Origin of the sequence: Yinghuangia sp. ASG 101, assembly GCF_021165735.1 — a bacterium.
In the GTDB taxonomy this organism is placed as follows: Bacteria; Actinomycetota; Actinomycetes; order Streptomycetales; family Streptomycetaceae; genus Yinghuangia.
The window spans coordinates 8,129,005-8,154,940 of record NZ_CP088911.1 but is presented as its reverse complement, the minus strand read 5'-3'; the positions used below and the strand labels follow the sequence as shown (position 1 = coordinate 8,154,940).

The 25,936-nt window shown below is 73.6% G+C and carries 22 protein-coding genes and 1 pseudogene; 13 read left to right on the top strand and 10 right to left on the bottom strand.

Features of this window, described 5'->3' with window-relative positions:
* Positions 1–226 precede the first annotated feature (226 nt).
* Positions 227–411: pseudogene (locus LO772_RS34920) on the bottom strand (TetR/AcrR family transcriptional regulator); the annotation flags it as partial.
* Positions 412–603: 192 nt separating this feature from the next.
* Here LO772_RS34920 and LO772_RS34915 point away from each other — a divergent pair.
* Positions 604–945 carry a hypothetical protein gene (locus LO772_RS34915; protein WP_231776051.1) on the top strand — a complete coding sequence of 114 codons (342 nt, stop codon included), beginning with the start codon at positions 604–606 and terminating at the stop codon, positions 943–945.
* A gap of 45 nt (positions 946–990) precedes the next feature.
* Here LO772_RS34915 and LO772_RS34910 read toward each other — a convergent pair whose 3' ends face one another.
* Complete coding sequence (locus tag LO772_RS34910; protein ID WP_443089349.1) at positions 991–1,596, bottom strand: TetR/AcrR family transcriptional regulator; 606 nt, start codon at positions 1,594–1,596, stop codon at positions 991–993.
* A gap of 173 nt (positions 1,597–1,769) precedes the next feature.
* On the opposite strand from LO772_RS34910, the gene LO772_RS34905 reads away from it, so the two are divergent.
* Positions 1,770–2,402, top strand: a complete 633-nt coding sequence (locus tag LO772_RS34905) for an NAD(P)H-dependent oxidoreductase (RefSeq protein WP_231776050.1) — start codon at positions 1,770–1,772, stop codon at positions 2,400–2,402.
* A gap of 100 nt (positions 2,403–2,502) precedes the next feature.
* Here LO772_RS34905 and LO772_RS34900 read toward each other — a convergent pair whose 3' ends face one another.
* The gene (locus tag LO772_RS34900) at positions 2,503–6,555 is read right to left on the bottom strand and encodes a bifunctional nitrate reductase/sulfite reductase flavoprotein subunit alpha (protein WP_231779819.1); all 4,053 of its coding nucleotides are present in this window, start codon (positions 6,553–6,555) and stop codon (positions 2,503–2,505) included.
* A gap of 308 nt (positions 6,556–6,863) precedes the next feature.
* Here LO772_RS34900 and LO772_RS34895 point away from each other — a divergent pair, with 308 nt between their 5' ends.
* Positions 6,864–8,300 carry a glutamine synthetase family protein gene (locus LO772_RS34895; protein ID WP_231776049.1) on the top strand — a complete coding sequence of 479 codons (1,437 nt, stop codon included), beginning with the start codon at positions 6,864–6,866 and terminating at the stop codon, positions 8,298–8,300.
* A 959-nt stretch (positions 8,301–9,259) separates the two neighbouring features.
* Positions 9,260–10,423 carry an LLM class flavin-dependent oxidoreductase gene (locus LO772_RS34890; RefSeq protein WP_231776048.1) on the top strand — a complete coding sequence of 388 codons (1,164 nt, stop codon included), beginning with the start codon at positions 9,260–9,262 and terminating at the stop codon, positions 10,421–10,423.
* Positions 10,424–10,470: 47 nt separating this feature from the next.
* Here LO772_RS34890 and LO772_RS34885 read toward each other — a convergent pair whose 3' ends face one another.
* Positions 10,471–11,217 carry an aquaporin gene (locus tag LO772_RS34885; RefSeq protein ID WP_231776047.1) on the bottom strand — a complete coding sequence of 249 codons (747 nt, stop codon included), beginning with the start codon at positions 11,215–11,217 and terminating at the stop codon, positions 10,471–10,473.
* 495 nt (positions 11,218–11,712) lie between these two features.
* Between LO772_RS34885 and LO772_RS34880 the strand changes: the two genes are divergently transcribed.
* Positions 11,713–12,873: a Cmx/CmrA family chloramphenicol efflux MFS transporter gene (locus tag LO772_RS34880; protein ID WP_231776046.1), complete on the top strand. Its 1,161-nt coding sequence runs from the start codon at positions 11,713–11,715 to the stop codon at positions 12,871–12,873.
* Between the two features lie 309 nt (positions 12,874–13,182).
* Here the strand turns inward: LO772_RS34880 and LO772_RS34875 are convergent, their stop codons facing one another.
* The 3 genes from LO772_RS34875 to LO772_RS34865 form a co-directional block, all read right to left on the bottom strand.
* On the bottom strand, positions 13,183–13,974 hold the full coding sequence (locus LO772_RS34875) for an alpha/beta fold hydrolase (RefSeq protein WP_231776045.1): 792 nt from the start codon (positions 13,972–13,974) through the stop codon (positions 13,183–13,185).
* Positions 13,975–14,051: 77 nt separating this feature from the next.
* Positions 14,052–14,552, bottom strand: a complete 501-nt coding sequence (locus tag LO772_RS34870) for a carboxymuconolactone decarboxylase family protein (RefSeq protein ID WP_231776044.1) — start codon at positions 14,550–14,552, stop codon at positions 14,052–14,054.
* A 110-nt stretch (positions 14,553–14,662) separates the two neighbouring features.
* Positions 14,663–15,124, bottom strand: coding sequence for a pyridoxamine 5'-phosphate oxidase family protein (locus tag LO772_RS34865; protein ID WP_231776043.1), 462 nt, complete (start codon positions 15,122–15,124; stop codon positions 14,663–14,665).
* Between the two features lie 438 nt (positions 15,125–15,562).
* On the opposite strand from LO772_RS34865, the gene LO772_RS34860 reads away from it, so the two are divergent.
* Genes LO772_RS34860 through LO772_RS34850 form a run of 3 tightly spaced genes read left to right on the top strand, consistent with a single transcriptional unit; the run spans position 15,563 to position 17,789 of the window.
* Positions 15,563–16,495: an acyl-CoA thioesterase gene (locus tag LO772_RS34860; protein WP_231776042.1), complete on the top strand. Its 933-nt coding sequence runs from the start codon at positions 15,563–15,565 to the stop codon at positions 16,493–16,495.
* The gene (locus LO772_RS34855) at positions 16,492–17,088 is read left to right on the top strand and encodes a VOC family protein (RefSeq protein WP_231776041.1); all 597 of its coding nucleotides are present in this window, start codon (positions 16,492–16,494) and stop codon (positions 17,086–17,088) included. The genes LO772_RS34860 and LO772_RS34855 overlap by 4 nt, the downstream gene beginning before the upstream one ends.
* The gene (locus tag LO772_RS34850) at positions 17,085–17,789 is read left to right on the top strand and encodes a GntR family transcriptional regulator (RefSeq protein ID WP_231776040.1); all 705 of its coding nucleotides are present in this window, start codon (positions 17,085–17,087) and stop codon (positions 17,787–17,789) included. The genes LO772_RS34855 and LO772_RS34850 overlap by 4 nt, the downstream gene beginning before the upstream one ends.
* A 7-nt stretch (positions 17,790–17,796) precedes the next feature.
* Here LO772_RS34850 and LO772_RS34845 read toward each other — a convergent pair whose 3' ends face one another.
* Entirely contained in the window at positions 17,797–19,503 is a 1,707-nt protein-coding gene (locus LO772_RS34845; protein ID WP_231776039.1) for an ATP-binding SpoIIE family protein phosphatase, read from the bottom strand.
* Between the two features lie 359 nt (positions 19,504–19,862).
* Between LO772_RS34845 and LO772_RS34840 the strand changes: the two genes are divergently transcribed.
* The 5 genes from LO772_RS34840 (at position 19,863) to LO772_RS34825 (ending at position 24,406) form a co-directional block, all read left to right on the top strand.
* A complete protein-coding gene (locus tag LO772_RS34840) occupies positions 19,863–20,210 on the top strand; it encodes an antibiotic biosynthesis monooxygenase family protein (RefSeq protein WP_231776038.1) in 348 nt (115 codons plus the stop codon).
* A gap of 241 nt (positions 20,211–20,451) precedes the next feature.
* On the top strand, positions 20,452–21,675 hold the full coding sequence (locus LO772_RS34835) for a PucR family transcriptional regulator (RefSeq protein WP_231776037.1): 1,224 nt from the start codon (positions 20,452–20,454) through the stop codon (positions 21,673–21,675).
* Between the two features lie 286 nt (positions 21,676–21,961).
* Positions 21,962–22,687, top strand: a complete 726-nt coding sequence (locus LO772_RS34830; RefSeq protein ID WP_231776036.1) for a BlaI/MecI/CopY family transcriptional regulator — start codon at positions 21,962–21,964, stop codon at positions 22,685–22,687.
* 658 nt (positions 22,688–23,345) lie between these two features.
* Positions 23,346–23,474, top strand: coding sequence for a hypothetical protein (locus tag LO772_RS36020; RefSeq protein ID WP_269453138.1), 129 nt, complete (start codon positions 23,346–23,348; stop codon positions 23,472–23,474).
* Entirely contained in the window at positions 23,471–24,406 is a 936-nt protein-coding gene (locus LO772_RS34825) for a zinc-dependent alcohol dehydrogenase (protein ID WP_231776035.1), read from the top strand. The genes LO772_RS36020 and LO772_RS34825 overlap by 4 nt, the downstream gene beginning before the upstream one ends.
* Positions 24,407–24,473: 67 nt before the next feature.
* Here LO772_RS34825 and LO772_RS34820 read toward each other — a convergent pair whose 3' ends face one another.
* On the bottom strand, positions 24,474–24,962 hold the full coding sequence (locus LO772_RS34820) for a hypothetical protein (RefSeq protein ID WP_231776034.1): 489 nt from the start codon (positions 24,960–24,962) through the stop codon (positions 24,474–24,476).
* Between the two features lie 35 nt (positions 24,963–24,997).
* Positions 24,998–25,825 carry an alpha/beta fold hydrolase gene (locus LO772_RS34815; RefSeq protein WP_231776033.1) on the bottom strand — a complete coding sequence of 276 codons (828 nt, stop codon included), beginning with the start codon at positions 25,823–25,825 and terminating at the stop codon, positions 24,998–25,000.
* Positions 25,826–25,936: the final 111 nt, after the last annotated feature.

The following is a 25,936-nucleotide window of genomic DNA, read 5'->3' as shown; positions in this document are numbered from 1 at the left end:
CGTTCGTTCGGTGCGGTGGCCGACGCGGCGGTGTGACGCCGGCGGCCTCCGCTCGCCCCGGGTGGGGTTGCCCGGGTCGCGGTGGACCGGGCGCGGTGTCGCGGAGCCGGTGGGGGCGCTCCGCTCGCGTCCGATCCGTCTTCGGACGCTATTCAAGGCTTCGACGGGAAGTCAACAAACGCAGAATACGACCGGCGCTCCGGTCCGGCGCCGCGGATCCCGGCGCTCACGAACCGTGCTCGGGGGCCTCGTCGGGCGCGGCGGGGACGCGGCGGCGGATGCCGTCGACCAGGTCCCGCATCGCCATGCGGAAGGGCGCGGCCTGTGCTCGCCGAGGAAGCCGGTGTGCCCGAAGACCTCCAGGACGACGAGGCCGTGTATGTGGCCCCACGCGCTCATCAGGAGTGCCGTCGTCGGCACCGAGGTGAAGGCGTACGCGGTCGCGCTCTCCGCACTCGACGGCGTCGTCCGCGTCGAGACCGGCACGGGCACCTACGCGAGCGGGCGGGAAGCGGCGACCGGCCCCGGCAACCCGGCCCTCACGCGGGACGACGCCCGGCAGATCAACGTGCTGAGCGGCCTGGCCCCCAAGTCGTCGAGCGGTTGCGGGCCGCCCAGGAGGCCGGGCTCCTCGATCCCGCGTGGGACCCGCTGGACGTCCTCGTGCTGGTCAATCAGATCGCCATGGCGTGGGCCGACAAGCCGGGCATGGCGGACGCGTCCGACTCCGGCGCCGTGGACGGCGGTTCGGCCGCCCGGCGCGCGGCGGTCGTCGCCGCCGTCCGACGCCTCTTCCCGCCGGGCGGCGGCACGACCGCGTCGGAGAGCCGACGGCGGCTTCGGGATGGGCCGGCAGCTTGTGTCGAGGCATACGCCCCGCCGTGGGACCGTGCCGACGAGGAGCACGCGGAGGGTGAGCCGGGCGTGGGGGGCACGGCGACGTGACGGTCGTCAGGGTGCCCGTCGCGGGCGTTCGCGGTATGCGGCCGGTCAGCGCGCGATGCGTTCGATGAGGGCCTGCCAGCTGTCGCCGAGGAAGCGGTCGACCTCGGCGGCCGGCGGGGCGTCCGATTCGGGCATCGTCAGGTAGAGGAGCAGCGGGCCTTCCAGGGCGGCGGTGAGCTGAATCGACAGGGCCGTCAGCTCGGGCATGCGCACCTGCGCCCGGCCCAGCAGCATGCGGATGTGGAGTTGCGTGACCGTCGGCTCGCCGGTCGGGACGGGGCCGCCTCGCTCCAGGGCCGCGCGGGCGATCGCGTGGTGGTCGACGAGGAACGCGATGCGGGCGCGGCCGTACGCGACGAGCCGGTCCACCGGGTCGGCGCCGGGGCCCAGCGGCGGGGGGCCGCCCAACACCTGTTCCTGGAACCGGTGTTCGTCCGCGTCGAGCAGGGCCTTGAAGATTCCGGCCCGGGAGCCGAAGCGGCGGAAGACGGTGCCCTTGCCCAGCCCGGCGCGCTCGGCCAGGCCGTCCATCGTCACCTTCTCCGCGCCGTGCTCCGCGATCATCGCGCGGGCGGTCTCCAGCAGCAGCTCGCGGTTGCGCACCGCGTCGGCGCGCTCGGCGCGGGGCTTCCCGAAAGGCACGGTGTCCACGCGGTCAACCTATCCCAGGGAAGAATAACCGGGGTAAAGTCCGTTTATGCTGGAGCGGGTCGCGGCGGCGCCGGCAACGGAAACGCCGCCGTCCCGCGCACCCCGGCACGCCCTGTGCCGGTCCCTGTCCCGAGCACACCCGCGGACCACCCACCCCTGCGAGGAAACCCGCCATGAACCTGTTCCGCCTGGACGCCAGCATCCTGCCCGGCGCCTCCACCAGCGCCGAGATCGCCGACGCCGCCGAAGCCGAGTGGGCCGCCGCGCACCCCGACGGCACGGTCACCCGCCGCCACATCGGCACCGGCTTCTTCCCCTCCGACGCGTGGACCCTCGCGACCACCGCCGGCTTCACCCCCGAGGCGGACCACTCCCCCGCCCAGCGCGAAGCCGTCGCCCTGGGCGTGGCGTTGGCCGAGGAACTGCGCGGCGCCGACGCGGCGATCCTCGCCGTTCCGCTCTACAACTTCGGCGTCTCCCAGCACTTCAAGATCTGGACGGACCTCGTGATCGCCGGGGGCGGACCGGCCACTCCCCTGCTCAAGGACACCCCGACGCTGCTGGTCACCACGCTCGGCGGCGGATACGGCCCGGGCACGCCGCGCGAGGGATGGGACCACTCCACGCCGTACCTGGAGCGCATTCTCGCCGACGTCTGGGGAGCCGACCTCACCGTCGTCAAGCGGGAGTTGACCCTCGCCGCGACGACCCCCGGCATGGAGGACCTGAAGGACCTCGCCGAGCAGGCCCGCACGCGGGCGCTCGACGCCGCCCGCGCGGCCGGCCGGGCGCTCGCCGGGGTCTGACGAGCCCGCGCCCGGGGCGGGGCGGACGGTCGGGCCCCCGCCCCGGGCGCTTTCGGCGGCGTGCCGCGCGGAACCCGCGCCCACCGGGCCCCTCGGGCGCTCAGTAGATGTCGCGCACGTACCGCTTCTCGGCGCTCAGGCGCTTGACGTACGCGGCGGCGCCGTCGTCGGTGAGGCCGCCGTGGACGGTGATGATGTCGCGCAGTGCGGCGTCGACGTCCTTGGCCATGCGGGACGCGTCGCCGCAGACGTACACATGCGCGCCGTCCTCCAGCCAGTTCCACACCCCGCGCCCGTGTTCGCGCATGCGGTCCTGGACGTAGATCTTGCTGCGCTGGTCGCGCGAGAACGCGGTGTCCAGGCGGTCGAGGGTGCCGTCGGCGTGGAACGCGGCGAGTTCGTCGCGGTAGTAGAAGTCGGTGTCCTGGTGCTGTTCGCCGAAGAAGAGCCAATTGGGGCCCGGGTGTCCCCGCGTGCGGCGGTCGTGCAGGAAGCCGATGAAGGGGGCGACGCCGGTCCCCGGCCCGATCATGATCATCGGGGTGTCCGGGTCGGCGGGCGGCCGGAAGTGCGGGGCGGGCTGCACGTGCACCGGGACGGGCAGCCCCGGTTCGGCGTCGGCGAGGAACGCCGAGCAGACGCCCTGGCGCCGCGTCCCGGACGGGCTCTCGTACCGCACGACGGAGACGGTGAGGGAGACCTCGCCGGGGTCGGTCCGGGGGCTCGACGATATGGAGTAGAGGCGGTTCCGCAGCGGTTTCAGGACGTCGGCCCACTCCTGGGCGCCCGCCCGCACGGGGTGTTCGGCGAGGGCGTCGACGGCCTGACGCCCCCACGACCACGAGGCGAGTTCGCCGTCGTGGCGCAGGAGCTTGCGCAGGCGGCGGTCGCCGGTCCGGTCGGCGAGGAAGCGCAGCAGGTCGGGGGTGATCCTGGTGATGTCGAGGTGCCCGCGCAGTGCCTCGCCGAACGAGACCCGGCCGGGCCCCTCCAGGTCGACGGGGGCGTCCTCGTCGGCGCCGGTCAGCGCGAGCCATTCGGCGACGAGCGCGGGCGTGTTGCGCGGACGGACGCTCAGCGCGTCGCCGACCTGGTACGTAAGCCCGGTGCCGGTGAGGTCGAACGTGAAGCGGCGGACTTCCTTGGCCGCGCCGGGAAGGCTGAGCAGGCGGTTGCCGACGAGAGGGGCGAGGGCCGGGGCGGGCCCGGTGGTGCGCGGGCTCGGGGCGGGTGCCGGGGCCGAGGCCGGGGTGGCCGGGGCGGTGCGGTGCTCGGCGTTCTCGCCGGTGAGTGCGGTGAGGACGCGGTCGAGCCAGGCGCCCGCGGCGGATGCGAAGTCCGGTTCGCAGTCGGTGCGCGGGGACAGCCGGGTGGCGCCCAACTCCTCGAACCGCCGGTCGAGGCGCCGCCCGTACCCGCAGAAATCGTCGTACGACGAGTCTCCGAGCGCGAGAACGGCGTAGCGCAGGTGGTCGAGGCGGGCGGTCGTGGCGCTCAGCGCGTCCCAGAACGCGCCGCCGTTGTCGGGCGCGTCGCCGTCGCCGAAGGTGCTCGTGATGAGCAGGACGTCGGCGGTGGGCAGCGCCGCGGGGTCGGCGTCGTCCATACCGGCGAGGGTGACCGCGTGGCCGGCCGCGGTGAGCCGCTGTGCGGTGTGCGCCGCGAAGTCCTCGGCGTTGCCGGTCTGCGAGGCCCACAGGACGGCGACCGGGCGACCGGGTGGGGGCGCGTCCCGGACGACGGTGGCCGCGTCGGCGGCCGGCACGGTCGCGGCCGGTTCCGGCAGGCGCGAGAAGCACCCCGCCAACAGGCCGTCGACCCACAGGGATTGCTCGGGGCGCAGCGGCGCGGTCGGCGGGAGGACGGGCACCCCGGACGGGTCCGCGCCCAGGCCCGCGAGGAATCCCGCGAGGTAGCGCTGTTCGCGGGCGTCGAACGCCGGTGGCGCGAGGTCGCGTACGCCCAGCAGGTCGGCCAGGTCGGCCAGGTCGGCCAGGTCGACGGCGGCGGCGGGCGGTTCGGGGGCGGCGGGTGCCGTGTCGCCCGCGGCGGCGTGCGGCGGTGTCACCGCGACGGGCGCGGCGGCCTTGGCGAGCGCGACCGCGCAGACCTTGAACTCGGGTTGGTGGGACAGCGGGTCGACGGCGTCGTTGGTGACGGCGTTGATGCTGAGGTATTCGCCGAACAGGTCGTTCCAGTGGAACGGCGCGAAGCAGCAGCCGGGCAGGACGCGGTCGGTGACGACGGCCGGCAGGACGGCCTTGCCGCGTCGTGAGGCGACTTCGACGGGGTCGCCGTCGCCGAGGCCGAGCGCGGCGGCGTCGTCGGGGTGGATCTCGACGAACGGGCCGGGATTGAGTTTGTTGAGTTTGTCGACGCGACCGGTCTTGGTCAGGGTGTGCCACTGGTGCTGGACGCGGCCGGTGTTGAGGACGAACGGGTAGTCGTCGTCCGGCATTTCGTCGGCCGGCAGGTGGGGCCTGGGGAAGAAAACGGCGCGGCCGGAGGCGGTGGGGAACCGGGGGCGGGCGTCCTCCCCGAGGTAGCGGACGGGGTTGCGGTCGGGGCCGCCGGGGGCGGCGGGCCATTGGACGGGGTTGGCGCGGAGCCGCGCGTGGGTGACGCCGCGCAGGTCGTACCCGGTCGCGGGGTTGTGGGCGCGGGTGATCTCCGCGAAGACCTCCTCTGCGGAGTCGTACGCGAAGGCGTCGGTGTAGCCCATGGCCTGGGCGACGCGGGCGATGATGCGCCAGTCGGCGGTCGCGTCGCCGGGCGGGTCGGCGGCGGGCCGGGCGAGGGTGAGGGTGCGTTCGCTGTTGATCAGGACGCCCTCGGTCTCGGTCCACAGCGCGCCGGGGAGGACGACGTCGGCGTAGCCGTTGGTCTCGGTGTCGGCGAACACGTCCTGCGTGACGACGAATTCGGCGGCTTCGAGGCCTTCGATCACGGTCTTGCGGTTGGCGACGGAGGCGACGGGGTTGGTGCAGATGATCCAGCAGGCCTTGATGTCGCCGTCGGCCATGCGCCGGAACATCTCGACGGTGCCCTTGCCGACGCCGTCCTCGCGGAGGGTGCCGGGTTCCAGTCCCCACAGGTCTTCGGTGAACGCGCGGTCCTCGGCGACCAGGACCGAGCGCTGGCCGGGCAGGCCGGGGCCCATGTAGCCCATCTCCCGGCCGCCCATGGCGTTCGGCTGGCCGGTGAGGGAGAACGGGCCGCTGCCCGGGCGGCACAGCGCGCCGGTGGCGAGGTGCAGGTTGACCAGGGCGTTCGTATTCCACGTGCCGTGGGTGCTCTGGTTGAGGCCCATCGTCCAGCACGACATCCACTCCGCGGCCTCGCCGATCCAGCGGGCGGCCGTACGGATGTCGTCCTCGGGGATGCCGGTGGTCGCGGCGACCTCGGCGGGCGCGTAGTCGGCGAGGAAGCCCCCCATCGCGTCCCAGCCTTCGGTGTGCGCGGCGATGAACTCGGGGTCGGTGTGGCCGTTTTCGGCGAGCAGGTGCAGCAGGCCGTTGAGCAGCGCGAGGTCGGTGCCGGGCCTGAGCTGCAGGAACAGGTCGGCCTTGGCGGCAGTGGCGGTACGGCGCGGGTCGACGACGATCAGCTTGGCCCCGGCCTTGACGCGGTCCATCATGCGCAGGAACAGGATCGGGTGGCAGTCGGCCATGTTCGAGCCGATGACGAGGAAGACGTCCGCCTTGTCGAAGTCGTCGTACGACCCCGGAGGGCCGTCGGCGCCGAGGGAGAGTTTGTAGCCGGTGCCGGCACTGGCCATGCACAGGCGCGAGTTCGACTCGATCTGGTTGGTGCGGATGAAGCCCTTGGCCAGCTTGTTCGCCAGGTATTGCGCCTCCAGGCTCATCTGGCCCGACACATACAGTGCGAAGGCGTCGGGCCCGTGTTCGTCGATCACCGCGCGGAACCGGCGGGCGGTCTCCGCGATGGCCGCGTCCAGGCTCGTGGGCGCGGGTTCGCTGCCGCGTTCCGGGCGCAGGAGCGCGGTGGTCAGGCGGCCGGGGGCCGCGAGCATGTCGGCGGTCGTGGCGCCTTTGGTGCACAGCCGGCCGAGGTTCGCGGGGTGCTCCTTGTCGCCGGACGCCTTGCGCACGATGCGCCGCCCGTCCGGCCCGACGGCGATGTCGAGGACCATCCCGCAGCCCACACCGCAGTACGAGCACACCGTGCGCACCCGCGACTGCTGCCCGTTGGCGACCACTTCGGCACGCTCCCTCCCACCGGAACCGCGCCGACCGTACGAAACGCCGGTGACGTGCGGGTCACGCCGGGCGGCGCGCGATGTTTCGTCCTTTCGCACGCGCTACCGGGTGCGTGTGAGATCGCGGCGCGGTGTGCGGGCGGGTGGGTGATGCGGGCGCGCTCGGGGGCGGGCCTGGGCATGCTCAGGACTACGCGAATGGGCAGTGTCGGCGCCTCGGGTGCCGGCCGCAGGATGGCGGCATGACCGGCACCATGGATGTTTCGCACGCGTCGGGCACAACCGCGTCCCGCGGGGGCGGCCCGCGTCGTGAGGCCGCGGTCTCCGCCGAGGTGCGCGCCGAGCGGGCCGCGCGGGCACGGGTCGTCGCCACCGATCTGGCCGCTCGGGGCGTGGCGGGTGTGGCGGTCGACTGGGTCGACAACGCGGGCGTCTGCCGTGTGAAGACGTTCCCCATCCGGCGGTTGGAGCACGTGGCGGCGTGGGGTGTCGGGGCCTCGCCGGTGTTCGACGTGTTCCTCGCGGACGACTCGATCACGGAGACCTCGTGGAGCGGCGGTCCGGTGGGCGACCTGCGCCTGGTGCCCGACCTCGATCGTGTGGTGGTGTCGGCGGCGCAGCCGGGCTGGGCCTGGGCGCCGGGCGACCGTCTGGCGCAGGACGGCACCGCGCATCCCCTGTGTACGCGCGGGTTCGCCCGGCGGATGCAGGCCGAGGCGGCACGGCGCGGGCTGGCGCTGCGGGCCGGGTTCGAGGTCGAGTGGGTCGTGGCGCGGGCGGGGTCGGCGGACGAGCCGCCGGTGGTGGCGGCCGAGGGTCCGGCGTACGGCATGCAGCGGGTGGTGGAGTGTGCCGACTACCTGCGCGACCTCCTGGCGGCGTTCGCCGCCCAGGACATGGCGGTGCTCCAACTGCATCCGGAGTACACGGCCGGGCAGTTCGAGGTGTCCTTGGCGCCGGAGGACGGCGTGGGCGCGGCGGATACCGCGATGGCCGTGCGGCACACGGTCCGGGCGGTCTCGGCGCGGCACGGCTTGCGGGCGTCGTTCGCCCCCGTGGTGCTGCCGGGATCGGTGGGCAACGGCGGCCACCTGCACGTCAGTCTGTGGCGCGACGTCGTCAACATGATGCAGGGCGGCGACCGCGTTCACGGGCTGACCGGCGAGGCGGAGGGCTTCGTGGCCGGGATCGTCGACGCGCTGCCGGGCCTGACGGCGGTCGGCGCGCCCTCGGCGGCGAGTTTCCTGCGGTTGGTGCCGTCGCGTTGGGCGGGTGCGTACCGGTGCTGGGGGTGGGAGAACCGCGAGGCGGCGGTACGCCTGATCACCGGAAGCGTCGGTGAGCGCGCGACGAGTGCGAACGTCGAGGTCAAGAGCTTCGACGGGGCCGCGAATCCCTATGCGGCGATGGGCGCGGTCATCGCCGCGGGGCTGGACGGAATCGATCGGGGTCTGTCGCTTCCCCCGGAGACCCACGGCAATCCGGAGGGCACGGGCGCCGAGCGCCTGCCCGCGTCGTTGGAGGACGCGGCGGACGCGTTCGAACGCTGCGGTGTGCTGGCGGCGGCGATGGGTCCGGAACTCCACGGCGCGATCACGGCGGTGCGCCGGGCCGAAGGCGCGCGTTTCCCGGGGGCGACGGCGGAGGAGATTGTGGCCGCGACGCGGTGGAGGTTCTGACGCGGGGCCGGGCGGGAGGCGGTGGCGTGGAGGATTGCGGTTGTCCGGGTGGCGCCCGACCACGGACGGCGTGCGGCGGCGGTCTCGGGGCGGCACGGGGACGGCTGTCGGCGTGATCGCCGACGGGTGTCCGGGGCCCGGCCCGGTGGCTTGGGCGGTGCCGGAGCAGGTGCGATTGTCCGCGTGACCACCGCTTGGCGCCCGGTACTGGGTGCCCGGTTGTCCGGTGGCATTGCCGGGACATGCCAGGCATGTTAACGGTGCGTCAGGTTTCATGGACAAGCGTGGGCGGCCTGCGTTAACTTCCCCGGAAGGGCCCGGTTTCGCGGGCGCTTCGGCGGAGGGAGTGCGGATGCGGACCGGTGGCCTGCCGTCTGTCACGCCGCTCACCCGGTGCCTTCCCATCGATCTGCGCCGGTCGGCGAGTTCGCTGTGTAGCTGAACCGCCCCGCACGGCCCGCGCGGCCGAAGGGGGCGGCGCATCGCGGCACCCGATGCCGTCGGCGGGTTCGTGTGCGCGTGCGGTTCATGCCAGCCCCGGCACCCCACCGGCCCCCTCGCCTCGTGTGGCCCGCTCGGCTCCTTCGACGGGCCCGACACACGCGCACAGCCCGACAACCATTCCCGCCACGGCTGTTGCCGACGGCAAACGCGACGCACGGCGGTCGGCATCCCGCGTGGTGGCACGGCCGCCGTCCGCTGTCGCGGTGTCGTGCCGTCGGCAATCTCGCCTCCGGCACGGTGATCGTCCCGACCGCACGTGGCCGCGCCGCCGCGCGACCACCCCGGTGCGGTGATCCGCATCGCCGAGGCCGCCACCGCGTACGCCGGATCCCGCTGTCCCCCGCACTCGCCCGAACCCGGCGCCCCCGAGGTGCCGGACCGCGTTCCGTCCGCAGGCGCCCGCCCACGGCCGGCCCCGGCGGCCCGGCCTTTTTCGCAGTCCCGAGGAGAGCACGATGAGCCCCACCCCCCTCGCCGTCCTCGACCTGATTCCGCTGAGTCAGGGCGAGACCCACCGCGACGCCGTCGCCCACGCGGTCGATCTGGCGCGGCGCACCGAGGAGTTCGGGTACGCCCGCTATTGGTTCGCCGAGCACCACCTGAACCCCGGTGTCCTCGGCGTGTCGCCGGCCCTGGCGATCGCGCTGGCGGGGCAGGCCACCCAACGCATCCGGCTGGGGTCGGCGGGGGTGCAGTTCGGGCATCGCACGCCGCTGTCCGCGGTCGAGGAGTTCGGGCTGCTCGACGCGGCGTTCCCGGGGCGCCTCGACCTGGGTATCGGCCGTTCGTTCGGCCGTCCGGCCCCGACCGAGGGGCGTGGGCCGTCGACCGCCGCGGACCGGTTCCGCGAGACGCGCGGGAAGGTCGCCCACGACACCGACCAGCACACCCCGAACGGCCTTCTGCTGCCGCGGCAGTTCGACCTGTCGCCGCTGCTGGGGTCACCCCGTTTCGGGGCGCTGCTCGGCGTGCTCCAGCAGCCGGGCGCCTGGACGCCGGACTACGACGAGCAGATCGGGCAGGTGATCGACCTGCTCGCCGGGACGTACCGGAGCGACGAGGGGGTGAGCGTGCGCGCCCACCCCGGTGAGGGGGCCGACGTCGAGTTGTGGGTGCTGGGGGCGTCCGGCGGGCAGAGCGCGCGGGTCGCGGGGGCGCGCGGGCTGCGGTTCGCGGCGTCGTACCACCACAGCCCCAGTACGGTGATCGACTCGGTGGAGGCGTACCGCGCGGCGTTCCGCCCCTCGGCGGAGCTGGCGGCACCGTATGTGTCGGTGTCGGCGGATGTGGTCGTCGCCGACGACGACGCGACCGCCCGTGATCTCGCCGCGGGCTACGGCCTGTGGGTGCGGAGCATACGCCGCAACCAGTCCGCGATTCCGTTCCCGCCGGCCGACGAGGCGCTGGCGTACGCGTGGAGCGAGGAGGACCGCGAGCTCGTACGCGACCGCGTCGCGACGCAGATCGTCGGTTCGCCGGAGACCGTGGTCGCCGGGCTGGCACTGCTGCGCGACGCGACGGGCGCCGACGAATTGGCGATCACCACGATCACACACCGCCACGAGGACCGGGTGCGGTCGTACGAACTGCTCGCCAAGGCATGGGAAAACCGCGGCTGACCTCGGGGGTGAGGTCAGCCGCGGCGGGTCGTGCGGGAGAGAGCCGGTCAGGTGGCGCCGGCGGCCGAGGTCTCGTGCGGCGGGGCGGCGACGGGCTTCGTGTTGAGCAGCCAGTGCAGGCCGGCGGCCAGGATGCCGCCCACCAACGGCGCGACGATGAAGAGCCAGACCTGTTTCAGTGCCTCCCCGCCGACGATGAGGGCGGGCCCGAGGGAACGGGCCGGGTTCACCGAGGTCCCGGTGACCGGGATCCCCAGGAGGTGGACGACGCCCAGCGCGAACCCGATGGTCAGCCCCGCGACCGTCGCGTTCGCGGTCTTGCCGGTGACGCTGAGGACGACGAACACGAACACCGCGGTCAGCACCATCTCGATCAGGAACGCGCCGCCCCAGCCGATCTCGATCGGGCTGGCCTTGCCCCAGCCGTCGGCGCCGAGGCCGGTGGTGCTCCGGCTGTAGAACGGCGAGTCGGAGAAGGTCGCCCACAGGAGCAGTGCGCCGAGAATGCCCCCGGCGAACTGGGCGATCCAGTAGCCGACGGCCTCGATCACCGAAATACCGCCGGACAAGAGCGAACCCAGGGTCACGGCGGGGTTGACGTGACAGCCGGAGATCGGTCCGAGGACGTACGCGAGGGCCAGCAGCACCAGGCCGAACGCCAGCGCGGTGGCGACCACGCCGGCCGCGAAGCTCTGCCCCGCGGTACCGAATCCGAACGACAGTGTCGCCACACCGACGGCGACGTAGACGAGTAGTCCTGTCCCCAACAGCTCCGCGGCCAGCTTACGGATCATGCGGCTTTCCTTCCCTTGGACAGAGAACACTCCATAACCACATCAAATGAGGAAATCACACGATTGCTCAATTTAAGTGGATATAAAGCGCAAATCGCCCGAGGCAACCAGGGCCGCGCTCACGGCAAGTCGGGCGCAGCCGCGCACGGAGGAGATGCGGTACCGGGAGTCTCAGGCGACGCCGGGGCGGGCCGGGGCACGCCGTCGACCGGTTCACCCGCAAGATGCCCGGTGCGCCGACGCTTGAGGGCAAGGGGCCCACGCCCGAAACCCCTGTCCCGGGCCGGGCACGCATCAGGTACTGTGCGGGCCATGTCGAGCCCCGAGGCATCCACGGTGGGGGCTTTCGGTCACGCCGTCAGCCCCCTGAACATCTGAGTTTCCGCGCTCCGTCGCCCCGCCGCGTGTGCGGCCGGGCGAGCGCGCCCACGGGTGCTGACCGCGGTGACGAGACGCGTCTCTTCCCACGCTTTCTCATCGCCTCGGAGCCCTTCGATGCCTCTGCCCCTCTACCTGCTCGCCCTGGCGGTCTTCGCCATGGGCACCTCGGAATTCATGCTCGCCGGCCTCATCCCGGACATCGCCTCGGATCTCGGCGTGAGCGTCGGGACGGCCGGCCTGCTCACCTCGGCGTTCGCGGTCGGCATGGTCGTCGGTGCGCCGCTCGTGGCCGCGCTGTCCCGCAACCGACCGGGCCGGGCCGGTTTGGTCGGGTTCGTCGTGCTGTTCGCGGCGGCCCACGTCGTGGGCGCCGTCACCGCGAACTTCGCGGTCCTCGTGGCGACCCGCATCGTTGCCGCGCTCGCGAACGCGGGGTTCCTCGCGCTGGCCCTGACGACGGCCACGGCCCTGGTTCCGCCCGACAAGAAGGGCCGCGCGCTCGCCGTCCTGCTGTCGGGCACCACGGTGGCCACGATCGCCGGTGTGCCGGGGGGTTCGGTGCTGGGCGCGCTGCTCGGCTGGCGCGCCACTTTCTGGGCCGTCGCCGCGCTGTGCGTGCCCGCGGCCGTCGGCATCCTCGCCGGAATCCCCCGGCGCCCCGTACGCGACGACCGGCCGGGCGCGCCCGCGCTGCGGTCGGAGCTGGCACAGCTCGGGAACCCGGGGCTGCTCCTCGTCATGCTGCTCGGCGCGACGGTGAACGCGGCGACCTTCGCCAGCTTCACGTTCCTCGCCCCGGTGGTCACGGAGACGGCGGGGCTCGGCGATCTGTGGATCTCGGTGGCGCTGGTGCTGTTCGGCACCGGATCCTTCGTCGGCGTCACGGTCGCGGGCCGGTTGTCCGACCGGCGTCCCGGCCTCGTCGTCGCGGGCGGCGGCCCGCTGCTGCTGATCGGCTGGCTCGCCCTGGCCGTTGTGGCGGAACACCCGGGCGCTCTCCTGGTGTTGGTGTTCGCGCAGGGGGCGCTGTCGTTCGCGCTGGGCGGCACGCTCATCGCCCGGGTCCTGTACGCGGCACCCGGGGCGCCCACGATGGCCGGCTCGTACGCGACCTCCGCACTCAACATCGGCGCCACCGCGGGACCGCTCATCGCCGCGACCACGCTCGACACCCGGGCCGGCGACCTCGGCCCCCTGGTGTCCAGCGCGCTCCTGGTCGCGATGGCCCTGCTCATCGCGCTCCCCTTCCGCGGCCGGGCGGGCCTCGTCCGGTGACCGCGCGGCACCGGCTCGGACCGTCAGAAGCGTCCCGGGGTCGCGAAAGTCCGGACGGCCCGGGCGCGTTCGGGGATCGTCGAGCGGCTGACCGCGGTCTCCAGGGATCCGCGACTGGGTGACCGTCGTCCTCCGCGGCATCAGCGCCACGGAGAACGACCGGCCCGCGTCCGACTGACCGCGCGGCCGGCGCGATCCCGCGGGACAACGGTCGCCGCGAGCCGTCGGTGGTGGTGCGCCCGTGGCGTCCGGCGGGCTCCGCCCCGGGGAGGTCTCGTCGCACCGCCCGCGGCCGGCCGCCGTCGCCCGTCAGTGTGTGTCGCAGCGTGTCAGGAACGGCAGCAGGACCGCGAGATACGCCTCGGGGTCGCGGCTCCACAGGTCGTGGCCGGCGGCGGGGAGGGTGGCCAGGGCGACCGAGGGCAGCGAGGTGCGCCACCGCTCGGCGAGTTCGTCGGTGAGGACGGCGCCGCGCGCACCGCCGCGGAGGGCGAGGACCGGGCACCGCAGTTCGGTCAGGCGCTCCCACAACGGCACTTCGCGGCTTTCCGCGAACACCCGGCGCACCGCGTGCTCGGACATCCGCCGGGCGACCGGCACCCCGCGCACCTTCACGGCCAACTGCCGCTCGGCCAGGTCCTCGGGCAATCCGACGTGGCGTGCGGCGTAGTCGCCGACGACGAGGCCGCGCACGCCCTCGGGATGGTCGAGCGCGTAGCCGAGGGCGTACGACGAGCCGCGCGAGAACGCCACGAGGATCGGACGGTCGAGCCCGAGCGAGGTCACGACGGCCCGCAGGTCGCCGATGTGGTCCTCCCACGTGTACCCGGTCTCCGGGACGTCGCTGCCGCCCCGCCCGCGGACGTCGGCCACGACGACGCGGCGGTCGCCGAGCCGGTCGGCCAACCAGGCGTACTCGTCGGCGTACTCCCCCATCCCGGGCACCACGAGCACCGGGGCCGGGCCGCCGTCACCCGCCACGCCCCCGCCGCGCGCGGGGTCGGCGCGGGCGGAGTCGAGCACCCGCAGGCGGACGCCGCCGTTGCGGACGAAGTCGGCGATCGTGTCGTCGGGCGTGCGTATGCCGTCGCTGGCCGTCATCCGAGCAGGCTACAACCGGCCCCCGAACGCGCCCGGCCCGGCCGTGTCCGCACGAACGGCCGGGCCGGGGCGGCTGGCTACGGCCTACGCCACTGCTCGGCCGGGGGCTTTCCCGGCAGGGGGTCGCCGATGAGGGCGAGCGGCAGGAAGAACCCCACCTGGCCGATCGCCAGGATGAGCGTGGTGAGGGACGTGTCGTCGTAGTGGGCCGAGGCCTGGGCGTAGAGGTCGTCGGAGACGCGCTCGCCGTCGGGGTTGGGGGTGAAGACGGCGTCGGTCAGGGCGAGTGCCGCGCGCTCGGGTTCGGTGAAGCAGGTGGCGTCGCGCCAGGCCGCCACGGCGGCGATGCGGTCCTCGGTGTCGCCGGCCTTGCGGAGGTTGCCGGTGTGCAGGATGGTCAGGTAGTCGCTGCCGACGAGGTGTCCGACGCGCAGCTGGACGAGGCCGATGGTGCGCGCCGGAACGCTTCCGTTGCCGGTGGCCTTGGCCAACGCCGCGCCCACCTCGCCCAGTTCGGGCACCAGGATGGCGGGGTTGGGAAGCCGGGAGACGCGGTCGCGGTCGGTGGTGGAGGACATGGTCGGGATGCCTTTCGTTCGGCGGGCGTTGTCGCCCGTGCCCGTCTGACGGATGGCACGGGGCGAGTATGACGGCCGAGCGCACCGACGCCGACGGCATCCCGGGCCGGCTAGGGCACGTGGCCGAAACGTGCCTCGGGTACCAGGGTCAGCGGGTGGCCCAGGCGGAAGCCGTGGTAGCCCAGTGGGGCGAGGCGCAGCACGGTGTCGTGGCCGCCGTGGGTCCATCCGGGCAGGCTGTCGCGGTAGCGGGCGGCGGCGTGCGGCGGCACGGGCTCCGCGAAACCCGGCACGGTCACCTCCCAGCCGCTGCCGCTGCCCGGGTCGATCTCGTGGACGTGGTACGCCACGGCCGACGGCTCGTCGGCGATCGTGGTGAGCAGGTCGGGGGCGAGCGCGGCGCGGATCACCAGGCTGTCGCCCTCGAGAACGTGCCCGGCGGGCCGGACGACGGGGAAACCGCAGTGCGTGACGACGATGTGGCCGTGGGAGGTGTCGTTCAGCAGCTCCAGCGACCGCGTGTCGGGGAGTTCGATGAGGCGGGGCGGGCGCGGGCCGCTCGGGAGCGTCACCGCGTCGTTCCCACCGCGTCCGCCGCGGCTCCGCCGCCGAGCCCGCGGCTCCGGTGGGCGCCTTGGCGCGGGCGGCGCGTCCGGGGGCTGTACGGCGGGCCGGGCGGGCGGCGGACGCCGCGTCGGCGGCGGCCGGCCCCCGCCTGGCGCCGCCGGCTCGCTCGGACCGCGTCCGTCAGGGCAATGGGCATGTGGCTCACGTCGGTTCGCTTTCGTGCACGCGGGTTTGGGCCAACGTGACGATCCTCACCACACGGTCCCGTCGGGCGCCATGGTCCGGGCGACAAGGTCTTCTGTCGCCGCCGACAACGCGTCGGTACGGCCGGGGTGTTCGTGGCCTTCGCGCCGTTCGTGACATTACCGGTGTTCGTGACGCCCTCCCGCTCGGCTATTTCTGATTTTTGATCCAAGTTGGCTGTGTGGTGCATAGTTGTCCTCATGACGCCACCCGCTGCCCATGCCTTCGCTCCGGCGATACGCGGCTCGCTCGACGGGCTCCTCCGGGCCCTGCGACCGGAGCGCGTCGGTGCCGACCGGTTCCGGGTGACGCCCACGGCCGCGCAGTTCCCCGGGCGGATCTTCGGCGGCCAACTCGTCGCGCAGGCGCTGACCGCGGCGAGCGCGACCGTGGACGACGGCTTCGCGTGTTCGCTGCACGCCGCGTTCGTCGAGGCGGGAGCCCCCGAGCGCCCGGTGGACCTCGTCGTCGACCGGGTGCGCGACGGCCGGTCGTTCGCCACCCGGCACGTGACCGTGTCCCAGGGCGGACGGACGCTGCTCGACGCGATCGCGAGTTTCCGCGCCAACACCGCCGGGGCGCCGCCGCGTGCGCCCTCGCTGGGCGACGAGCCGGGCGTCACCGGGCGGTCCCCCGAGGAACTGCCGCTGATCCAGGACTGGGTGGGGCGCCTGCCCGCCGCCCGTCGCGAACGCGCCGGCTCGTGGGTCGCGAGCCCGCCCGCCGTCGAGATCCGCATGGCCGAGGCGCCGACGTTCCTCGGCGGCTCCCCGGCGCCGGGCACGCGGTCGCACTGGATGCGCCTGCCGTACGACGTCGGCGACGATCCGGCGCTGCACACGGCGCTGTTGGCGTACGCGAGCGATTTCTTCCTGATGGACATCGTATTCCGCGCGCATCCCGACGTCGCCGCCGTGGGCAACCTCGGCGGCTTCAGCCTGGACCACGCCGTGTGGCTGCACCGCCCGGTCCGCTTCGACCGCTGGCACGTGCACACGCAGGAGGCCCTCGCGATCAGCGGCGACCGCGGCCTCGCACGCGGCGTCATCCACGACGAGGCGGGGCAACTCGTCGCGACCGTGGCGCAGGACGTCCTCGTTCGCCCGATCACGCGCCCGGAGGTGGCCTCATGACCCCGCGCCCCGCCCACGCGCTCTTCCAACAGGACTGGCCGGAGGGAGAGTTCCGGTTCTTCCAGCTCGGCTTCCTGGTCGACGACCTGGTCGGCGCGGCGGAGCACTGGTCCCGGGTCTTCGGGGTCGGGCCGTTCCATGTCATGCCGGTGGTCGACCAACACGCCGTCTACCGCGGCGCGTCCGCGACCATGACACTCCAGATCGCGGTGGCGCAGGCGGGCCCGGTGCAGATCGAACTGCTGCGGCAGCACTGCGACCGCCCGAGCATCTACCGGGAGTGGCGCCGCGGGCGCGTGTCCGGGCTGCATCAACTGTGCACGGTGACACCGGACTACGACGGCAAGAAGGCCCACTACCTGGACCTGGGCTACGAGTTGGCGTGCGAGAGCCTGGGCGGGTCGTTCCGGGTGGCGTACTTCGACACCTCCGCGGACTTCGGTTTCTATACCGAAGTCGTCGAGCGGACCCCGAAGTTCCTCACGCAACTGACCAACGTCGCGCGCACGTGCGAGACATGGGACGGCACCGACCCGGTCCGCATCCTCACCCGCGACGGCTACCGCACCCCCGAAGCGAGGCCGGCCGAATGACCGCGGAACCACCCCCGGCGGGTACACGGCGTCTCGTCCGCCGGAAGACCAGCGAGGCGGTCGTCGACTACGTCGTCGAGCAGATCTTCACGGGGCAACTGCGCTCGGGGGATCGCATCGACCACGACGCGATCGGCGACGTGCTCGGGGTGAGCCGCCTGCCCATCCGCGAGGCGATGGTCATCCTCGAACGCGACGGCATCGTGTTCACCCGCTACCACCGGGGCGTGTACGTCGAACCGTTCGACGCCGACTCCATCGTCGATGACTTCCAGATCCTGGGCCTGCTGAGCGGGGTGGCGGTGCGCCGCCTCGCGGAGCACCCCGACGACGAGGCGATCGCCGAACTCCGGCGTCTCGTGGACGAGTTGGCCGCGGTCGACCCGGCCGAGAACGACCGGATCATCCAACTCGTCTACGGGATCATGACGATCGAGCACCGGGCGGGCGCCTCGCGGCGGCTGCGCGCCCAGCTCCGGGCGTACGCGGGCTTCATCCCGCACGCGTTCCGCTACACCGACCGGGACCACGCCGACACGGTCCGGGCGCACCGGCAGGTTCTCGACGCGATCGTGGCGGGCGACGGCGAACGAGCGGCCCGTCACCGCCTTGAGGACTTCCTCGACGCCGGGGCGTCGGTCGTGCGCGGCCTGCGCAAACGCGGCGTGATCGACGGCGCCGAGGAGCCCGGGGACGCGTAGCCGTCCGTCAGTGCAACGCCTGCTCGGTCCAAATCGTCTTGCCCTGCTGCCCGTAGCGGCACCCCCACCGGTCGGTCAGCTGGGCCACGAGCAGGAGCCCGCGCCCTCCCTCGTCCGTGAGCAGCGCACGCCGCAGACGGGGTTGGGTGTTGCTGGGGTCGCTGACCTCGCAGACGAGCACGCCGTCGTGGAGCAGCCGCAGCCCGATGGGGCCCACCGCGTGGCGCATGGCGTTGGTGACCAGTTCGGTGACGACCAACTCCGTGGTGAACGCGAGGTGTTCGAGGCCCCAGTCGGCGAGCGTCGCGCCGACGACGAGGCGGGCGTCCGCGACGATCTCGGGTCGCGCGGGGAACTCCCATTGCGCGCACGCGGATTCCGCCAGCATCCGGGTGCGGGCGAGCAGCAGCACCGAATCGTCGCTGCCGGCCCCGGCGTTCATCGTCTCCAGGGCGCGGTCGCAGGCCCGGGCGAGGTCGTCGGACGACGAGCGCAGGATCCCGGGCAGCCGGTCGCGGAGCCGGCTCATCCCCGCGTCCAGGTCCTCGCCCGTTCCGGTCAGCAGACCGTCGGTGCACAAGGCGAGGACCGTTCCGGCCGGGACCTGTGTGGTGGTCACCGCGAACGGCAGCCCTCCCACCCCCAGCGGCGGGCCCGGCACCACGTCGATGGGCTCGATCGGCCGGTCCGGGTGCACCATGATCGGCGGCACGTGCCCGGCGCTCGCGACGGTGCAGGTCCCGTCGAGCGGGTCGTACACCAGGTACAGGCAGGTCACCCCGAGCGGCGCCGCGCCGTCCCCCGCCTCCGCGACGAGGCGTTGGACGAGAACGTCCAGGTGGGTGAGGAGTTCGTCGGGTTCCAGGTCCAGTTCCGCGAGGGTCTGCACGGCGCTGCGCAGGCGCCCCATCGCCGCGGTCGCGGACAGTCCTCGGCCGAAGACGTCGCCCACGACGAGTGCGACGCGGAACGACGACAGCGGGATGACGTCGAACCAGTCGCCGCCGGCGCCGTCGGCGGTCGCGTCCCGGGCGGTGTGGTGTGCGGGCCGGTAGCGCGCCGCGGTGTCGACGGCGATCACGTCGGGGTCGGCGGCGGGCAGGAGTTGCTTCTGGAGGGCGAGGACGGTCGCGCGCTCGCGTACGAAGCGCTGCGCGTTGTCCACGGCCAGCGCCGCGCGCGAGGCGATCTCCTGGAGGAGTTCGAGGTCGGCGGGGCTGTAGGTGCGGTCGGCGAGGTTCCAGAGCGTGACCCCGCCGATGGTGCTGCCGCGGGCGAAGAGCGGGATGACCGCGGATCCCCGGGCGCCCTGGGGTGACACGTTCGCGAGGGTGCCCTCGGCCTCGCTCAACGCCAGCTGCTCGGGGGTGATGAGCACGATCTCGCCGCGGTTCAGCTCCGGGAGCGGGACGTCGAACTGCGCGGGTACGGGCGGCAGCCGGGCGCCGGGGCCCAGCATGCCCGGTGTCACGGGTCCGGCCACGGCCGCGCGGATCGTCTCGTCCGAGCGCAGGGGGCCGCCCGGCCAGCGGGTTCCGGACAGCACGCTCTCGTGCAGGTCGACGACGCAGACGTCGCCCATCTCGGGGATCAGGAGGTCCGCCAACTGCTGTGCGGTCTCCCGGACATCCAGGACGGAACCGATGCTGCGGGCGGCGTCGTACATCAGTTTCGTACGCCGGGGCGCGGCGCCTTCGTCGTCCGTTTCGCGCATGGACCCTCCAGCGGCCCGCTCCGGCTCGGGTGTGGCGGTCCTCAGTATCTCCCGGTGTGCTCCCCCGCGCCCGGGCGCGGGGGCTTTCGCCGTCGGATGGCGGCCGGCCGGGCCGTACGGCCGTGCGCCTCACCCGCACGCCGCCCGGCGGGCCCGGCTCCAGGCGCTCAGCCGTGCCCCAGGCCCGCACACCGTCACCCGGACGGCGTAGTTCGCCGCGCCCCGAACACCGCGTGGCACCCCGGCCTTCCGTCCCCGCCGGGGCCACCGCGCCCCGGGTAAGCGAGGGGCCGGCCGTCGGGCGCGCGTCGGCGGAGGGCGGGCCCGCGTGCCGCGACCGCGCACGGCAAGATGGCCTCATGAGCATCGTGAAGATCAATGTCCTCGAGGTGCCGGCCGAGACGCGCGAGATCCTGGAGAAGCGCTTCGCCGCGCGTGCGGGATCGGTCGAATCCTCCGACGGCTTCGAGTGGTTCGAGCTGCTGCGTCCGGTGGACGGGACGGACAAGTACCTGGTCTACACCCGCTGGCGCAGCGAGGAGGACTTCGAGAACTGGATGAAGGGGCCCATGCAGGCCGCCCACGCGGGCCAGGGCAAGCCGTCCGGCGACCACCCGCACGGCGGCGGCGCCCCCAAGCCCGCGGCCTCGGGTTCGACGCTGTGGTCGTTCGAGGTCGTGCAGCAGGCGGCGCCGAAACAGGGTTAGGCGTACGGCGGTTCGCCGCCGACGCGGCGACCGCGATGGTTCCGGGGCGAGGTCACGGCTCTTCGGCCGTGGCCTCGTTCGCACTTGTGACGACCTGTCAGATTTACGAGAACCGGCCCCGAAAGTGTGACAGTTTGCCGAAGCCAGCGTGACCGCACTGTGTTTGCGGCCATACTTTCTCCCCCGCGGCCTTTCCGGCGGCGCGGGGGACGGCGGTTCGACCATCAAGCGAGGCACAGGCGTGTACGAGGCAGCCCACGATCCGATGATCGCCGCTCTGGCGAAGACGCTGTCCGCGAGAATCGACACGCTCACCACCGGGATGGCCGACCGGATCACCACGGAGATCGAGTTCTACCGCAACGTCGGGGTGAAACCCGCGGATCTGCAGGCCTCGCTCCGGCACAACACCGCCTGCGTGCTGACCTACCTCGACGGCTCCGCCGCGGAGCCGGACCTGTCCGGGGCGCTGCGGACCGGCCGGATCCGGGCGCGGCAGGGCGTGCCCCTGCCGGAGGTGCTGCGCAGTTACCGGCTGAGCTTCACCTTCTTCTGGGAGCAACTGCTCGCCGAGGCGATCCGGTTCGGCCCCGAGGCGCAGACCGCGCTGCTGCACGGGGCCACCCGGATCTGGGAGATCTCGGAGGGCCAGGCCACCGCCGCGACCGCCGCTTACCGTGACGCCCTCGCGGAGCGGCTGGTCGAGACCGACCGGCGGCGCTCGGCCCTCGTCGCGACGCTCGTCGAGGGGCCGCCGCCGGGGAGCGACACGACGTGGGAGATCGCGCGCATGCTGGGTTTCCCGTACCAGGGGAACTTCCTCCTGGTGGCCGCGGAGGCCGTCGCGGGAGGTGACCCGCCGCTGCCCGGGCTGGACGTCAAGTGCCAGGCCATCGACGCCGGGACGGCGTGGCGCGCGCAGCCGGGGCACGAGCTGGGGGTGATCTCCTGCTCGCGGCGCCAGGACGTCGAGCGCGTCCTCGATGCGGTCCGGGCCGTCGCGACGGGCCGTGTGGGGGTGAGCCCGGTGTACGACCGGCTCGCGCAGACGACCCGTGCGCTGCGGTACGCGCGCGTCGCGCTGGAGTCCCTGCCGTCCGACACCCCGGGGGTGCGGCAACTCGACGACACACCGCTGACGGAACTGGTGATGAACAACCTGGAGACCACGCAGCGCGCGGTGCACCGCATCCTCGGCGGCGTGCTGTCGCTGCCCGAGGAGGACCGCACGACGCTGCTCGCGACCGCGCGGGCGTGGCTCGCGGCGCACGGCTCGGCGGCCGAGGCGGGGCGGACCCTCTACTGCCACCAGAACACGGTCCGCTACCGCATGCACCGCCTGGAGGAGTTCCTGCGCGGGCCGCTGGACGACCCCAAGATCGTCGCCGAACTGTCCATGGCCCTCGACGCGGTGGGCACCTTCCCCACCCTGCTGGACGGCCGCACCGCACCACACGAGTCCTGATACCCGGCGCGGAGCCGCGCCCTGGGCCGACGTGCGCACGACGCCGAACGCCGTGCGGCGGTACGGGCGTATTGCGGTGCCGTTGTCGGCCGCGGCGTGCGGGAAGGGCTGATCGCCCGCGCCTCTGCGGGAGACCGCGGACCGGACGCGGCGGGTCGCGCGACAGCGGCCCCGCGGCTCCGGGTCCGTGCGGACCGCGCTGTCACCCGGGCGCGTCGTGGGACAGGTACGATCCGGGTCCAACCCCCGGACGCCACATTCGAGACGGAAGCAGGGCTCACACCACATGGCGCAAGACCGGCCCCAGAACACCGAGTTGACGACCCAATATGCCACCCAGGTGGCCGACGACCTCGCGCGCAACGCCCAGGAGCAGAACCGCGTGAACACCGAACTCGTGGCGCTGCAGGAGCAGTTGGAGTCCCTGCGCGAGGACCGCACGGTGCTGGTCGCCATCCGGGACACCCTTGTCGGCCCCTCCCCCGCGGCCGACCGCGCGAAGCCAGCGTCGGCGGCGGCCACCGCGACGGGCACGCGCAAGCGGAAGGCTCCGAAGGCCGAAAAGGCCGCTCCCGGCGCCGCGAAGAGCCAGGCCCCCAAGGGCCCGGCACCGCGCACCGATGCCCCTCAGGGGCCCGCGCAGCCCACCCTCGGCGCCCTCATACGCGAACACCTCGGCTCCCAGGGCGCCGAGCCCCGCTCGATCGCGGAGATCGCCGAGGCCCTGGGCGCGAGCCACCCCGACCGCGGCGTCAAGACCACCGTCGTACGCACCACGATCGAGGGCCTGGTCGCCAAGGGCCTTGTCCAGCGCCACAAGCAGGGCGGCTCGGTGTTCTACACCACGGCGACCACCACCGCCCCCGCGGTCACCGTCGCGCCCCCGGCAGAACACCCCACCCCGGCAGAACAACCCGAGCCGCCGGCGGACAGCACCCCCGAGCCGGACACCCAGGCGGAGGAACCCGCCACGCCGGTGGCGACGGCCGCGCCGAGCACCGAGTCCCCGTAGTCCCCCGCTCTCCCGCGACTGTTTCGACGCACACCACGGCGTCCCGCCCGCACCGGGCCCGCGTCGTGTCGGATCACCGCGTTCCCCGGGGCGCACGGCGGCGCTCGGATCGGCGGGAACTCCCGTTTCCCGCACACCCGGGCGCCGCACATCCCCCGCCCGCTGATTCGCCCCGGCGGTGATGCGGCGGCGCCCGTGCGGCGAACCGCCCGCCCAACCCGCCCCACGGCGGCACACCGCGAATCCGCCGTCCGGCCCGGACACCACCCGCGGCAACGACCCGCGGCCGGGCCGTCCGTCGGCCGACCGGCACCAGGCCGCGCCCGCGCGCACCGCCCCCACCGTCCCGCCACGGCACCGCCGGGCGGACCGCGCGCCCGTGGGCCGGATCACGGATCCCGTCCCGTCCGCCCGACCGACGCCTCCGAGCGACGCAGGGCTTCACATCACCGGGTGTCACCCGCATGCGCGGTGTTCGCGGACCAGCCGTCGGCGCCGCCCCCATGGTCCGCCGCGCCGCGACCGATGCCGCGCCGGGAATCGCGCGCCCGCCCGTGCGGGCGAGGTTCTGTTGACGCTTTCACCGCTCGCCTGGTAATCATGGCCGCACTTGTTTGAACATTTGTTCATACAGCGCTGAGCCCCGATGGAGTACGCGATGCACAGTGTGAAGCCGGCGGCGTCCCTGCCCCCGGGCCGTGAAGTCCCCGTCCCCGCGTCGGCCGAGCGCGCGCACCGCGCCGGAGCCCGGCACACCTGCCTCCCGAGCACCGGGACCGCGTCGTGAAGGCGCTGCGCGGGCGCGCCGGGCGGGCGGTGCTGGTGGACGTCGACGAGCCGCCCGGCGAGGGCGAGTTGCTGGCGATGCGGGCCATCGGCATCTGCGGCTCCGACGTCATCGCGATCGCCCAGGGCCGGGAGTGGATCCTCGGCCACGAACTCGTCGGCGTACGCTCCGACGGCACACCCGTCGTGGTGGAAGCGCTCTACGGCTGCCACGCGTGCGAGTGCTGCCGCCAGGGCCGCTACAACCTGTGCCGCCGCGACGGCAACAAGGCCCTCGGAGTGCTGTCGGACGGCGGCATGGCCGAGCAATTCCGGGCTCCCGCAAGCAGTTTCGTGGACCTGCCGCCCGGCCTCGACGTCGCGAACGCGTCGCTGGTCGAGCCCGCCGCGGTGTCCTGGCACGGCGTCCGCGTGGCCGGCACCGGGCCCAACACGCGCGTCCTGGTCATCGGCGGCGGGTCGGTGGGGCTGCTCGCGGTGGCCGCCGCACAGACGCAGGGCGCCGCCGAGGTCAGCCTCCAGGCCCGCCACCCGCACCAGCGCGAGGCCGGCGAACGCCTCGGCGCCACCGAGCCGCACGGGCTGTACGAGATCGTGATCGAGGCGGCGGGCTCCGCGAGCGCCCTCCGCGACGCCCTGGACCGGCTGGCGCCGGGCGGCGTGTTGTCGGTGCTCGGAGTGCAGTACGTCCCGCTCGACGTGCCGTACACCGATCTCATGGTCAAGGAGGTGCGCCTCATCGCGTCGATGGGCTACTGCACCCACGGGGGCGTGCGCGAGATGGCCCAGGCCGCGGACATGCTCGCGGCCCGGCCCGAGATCCCGGAGACCCTGGTGACGCACCGCTTCCCGCTGGCCGACGCCGAGCACGCGTTCCGCGTCGCGGGGGACCGGAAGGCCGGTGCCATCAAGGTCGTGGTCGAAGTGCCGTGAACGAGCCGGTCCGTGCCCGGGCGCTGCCGTGAAGCCTGGGCGCCGCCGTGAACCTCCTCGGCGGCGCTCAGCGTTCGCGGGTGGCGACCGGGGCGAGGTTGTCGAGGACCCAGACGGTGACCACGCCGTACGCGACGTGGGGGACGAGGTCGGAGACCCAGTCCGACACGGACCACGTCCGCACGTCCGTGATGCCGAGGACGGTCATCGGCCCGTTGGTGCCCGCCAGGGCGCCGGCCGAGGCGACGGCGTACCGCGGGAGCGTGCCCGGGTGCCACCCCGCGGCCCGGGCCAGGGCCAGCGCGGCACCCATGCCCACGCCCGCGGCATAGCCGGTCAGCGGGGCGAGTCCGGCGACGCGGTTCTCCCGGGCCTCGCCGTCGCCCGGGATGCGCAGGTGCAGCGTGCGGGCGAGCCGGCGCACCGTCATCTCGGGCGTCGTACTGGCCGGCCGGGCGCGGAGCACCATGTCGGCGTAGCCGACGACGTTCAGCGCCGTTGTCCCGGCGGCCCCGGCGGCGGCTCCGCGGAGAAGGATGCGCAGGACACGGATCATGGGCGGCCACCTGTCCCTCATGCTCCCGGCGCCGCTCAGGAGCGGGCGAAGGCGAGCAGGTCGGCGTTGAACCGGTCGGCGAACCTCGGGACCATGGCGAGCCCGTGGGGTGCGCCCGGGTAGACCTTGTAGACCGCGCCCCGCACGAGCTTCGAGGACTTGTCGCCGGACGCCACGATCGGCACGATCTGGTCGTCGTCGCCGTGCACGATCAGCGTGGGGACGTCGATGCCCTTCAGGTCCTCGGTCAGGTCCGTCTCGGAGAACGCCTTGACGCAGTCGTACGCGCCCTTGATCCCGACCGTCATGCTCCACAGCCAGAACTGGTCGCGGATCCCCTGGGTGACCGTCGACCCGTCGCGGTTGGCGCCGTAGAACGTCTCGCTGAGGTCCCGGTAGAACTGCGAGCGGTCGGACGCGACGCCCTCGCGGATCCCGTCGAAGACGTCGATCGGGAGGCCTTCGGGGTTGTCGTCGGTCCTGAGCATCAGCGGGGGGATCGCCCCGACGAGGACCGCCTTGGCGACGCGGCCCGAACCGTGCCGTCCGAGGTAGCGCGTCACCTCGCCGCCGCCGGTCGAGTGGCCGACGAGGATCGCGTCGCGCAGGTCCAGTGCCTCGATGACCGCCGCGAGGTCGTCCGCGTACGTGTCGAGGTCGTTGCCGTCCCACGGTTGGCCCGACCGGCCGCCGCCGCGCCGGTCGTGGGCGATCGCGCGGAACCCGTTGTCGGCCATCAGCTTCAGTTGGGCGTCCCACGCGTCGGCGGTCAGCGGCCAGCCGTGGGAGAAGACGACCGGCTGCCCGGTCCCCCAGTCCTTGTGGAAGATCCGCGTACCGTCCGCGGCGGTGGCGAAGGGCATCGCCGACTCCTCTCAGCAGCCCCGAGTCGGCCCCGAGTTCACGATGTCGCGGGTGTGCCGCGGTGCCCGGCCGACGCGGACGCGACAGCACCGGACACGCTGCCGGGCGGC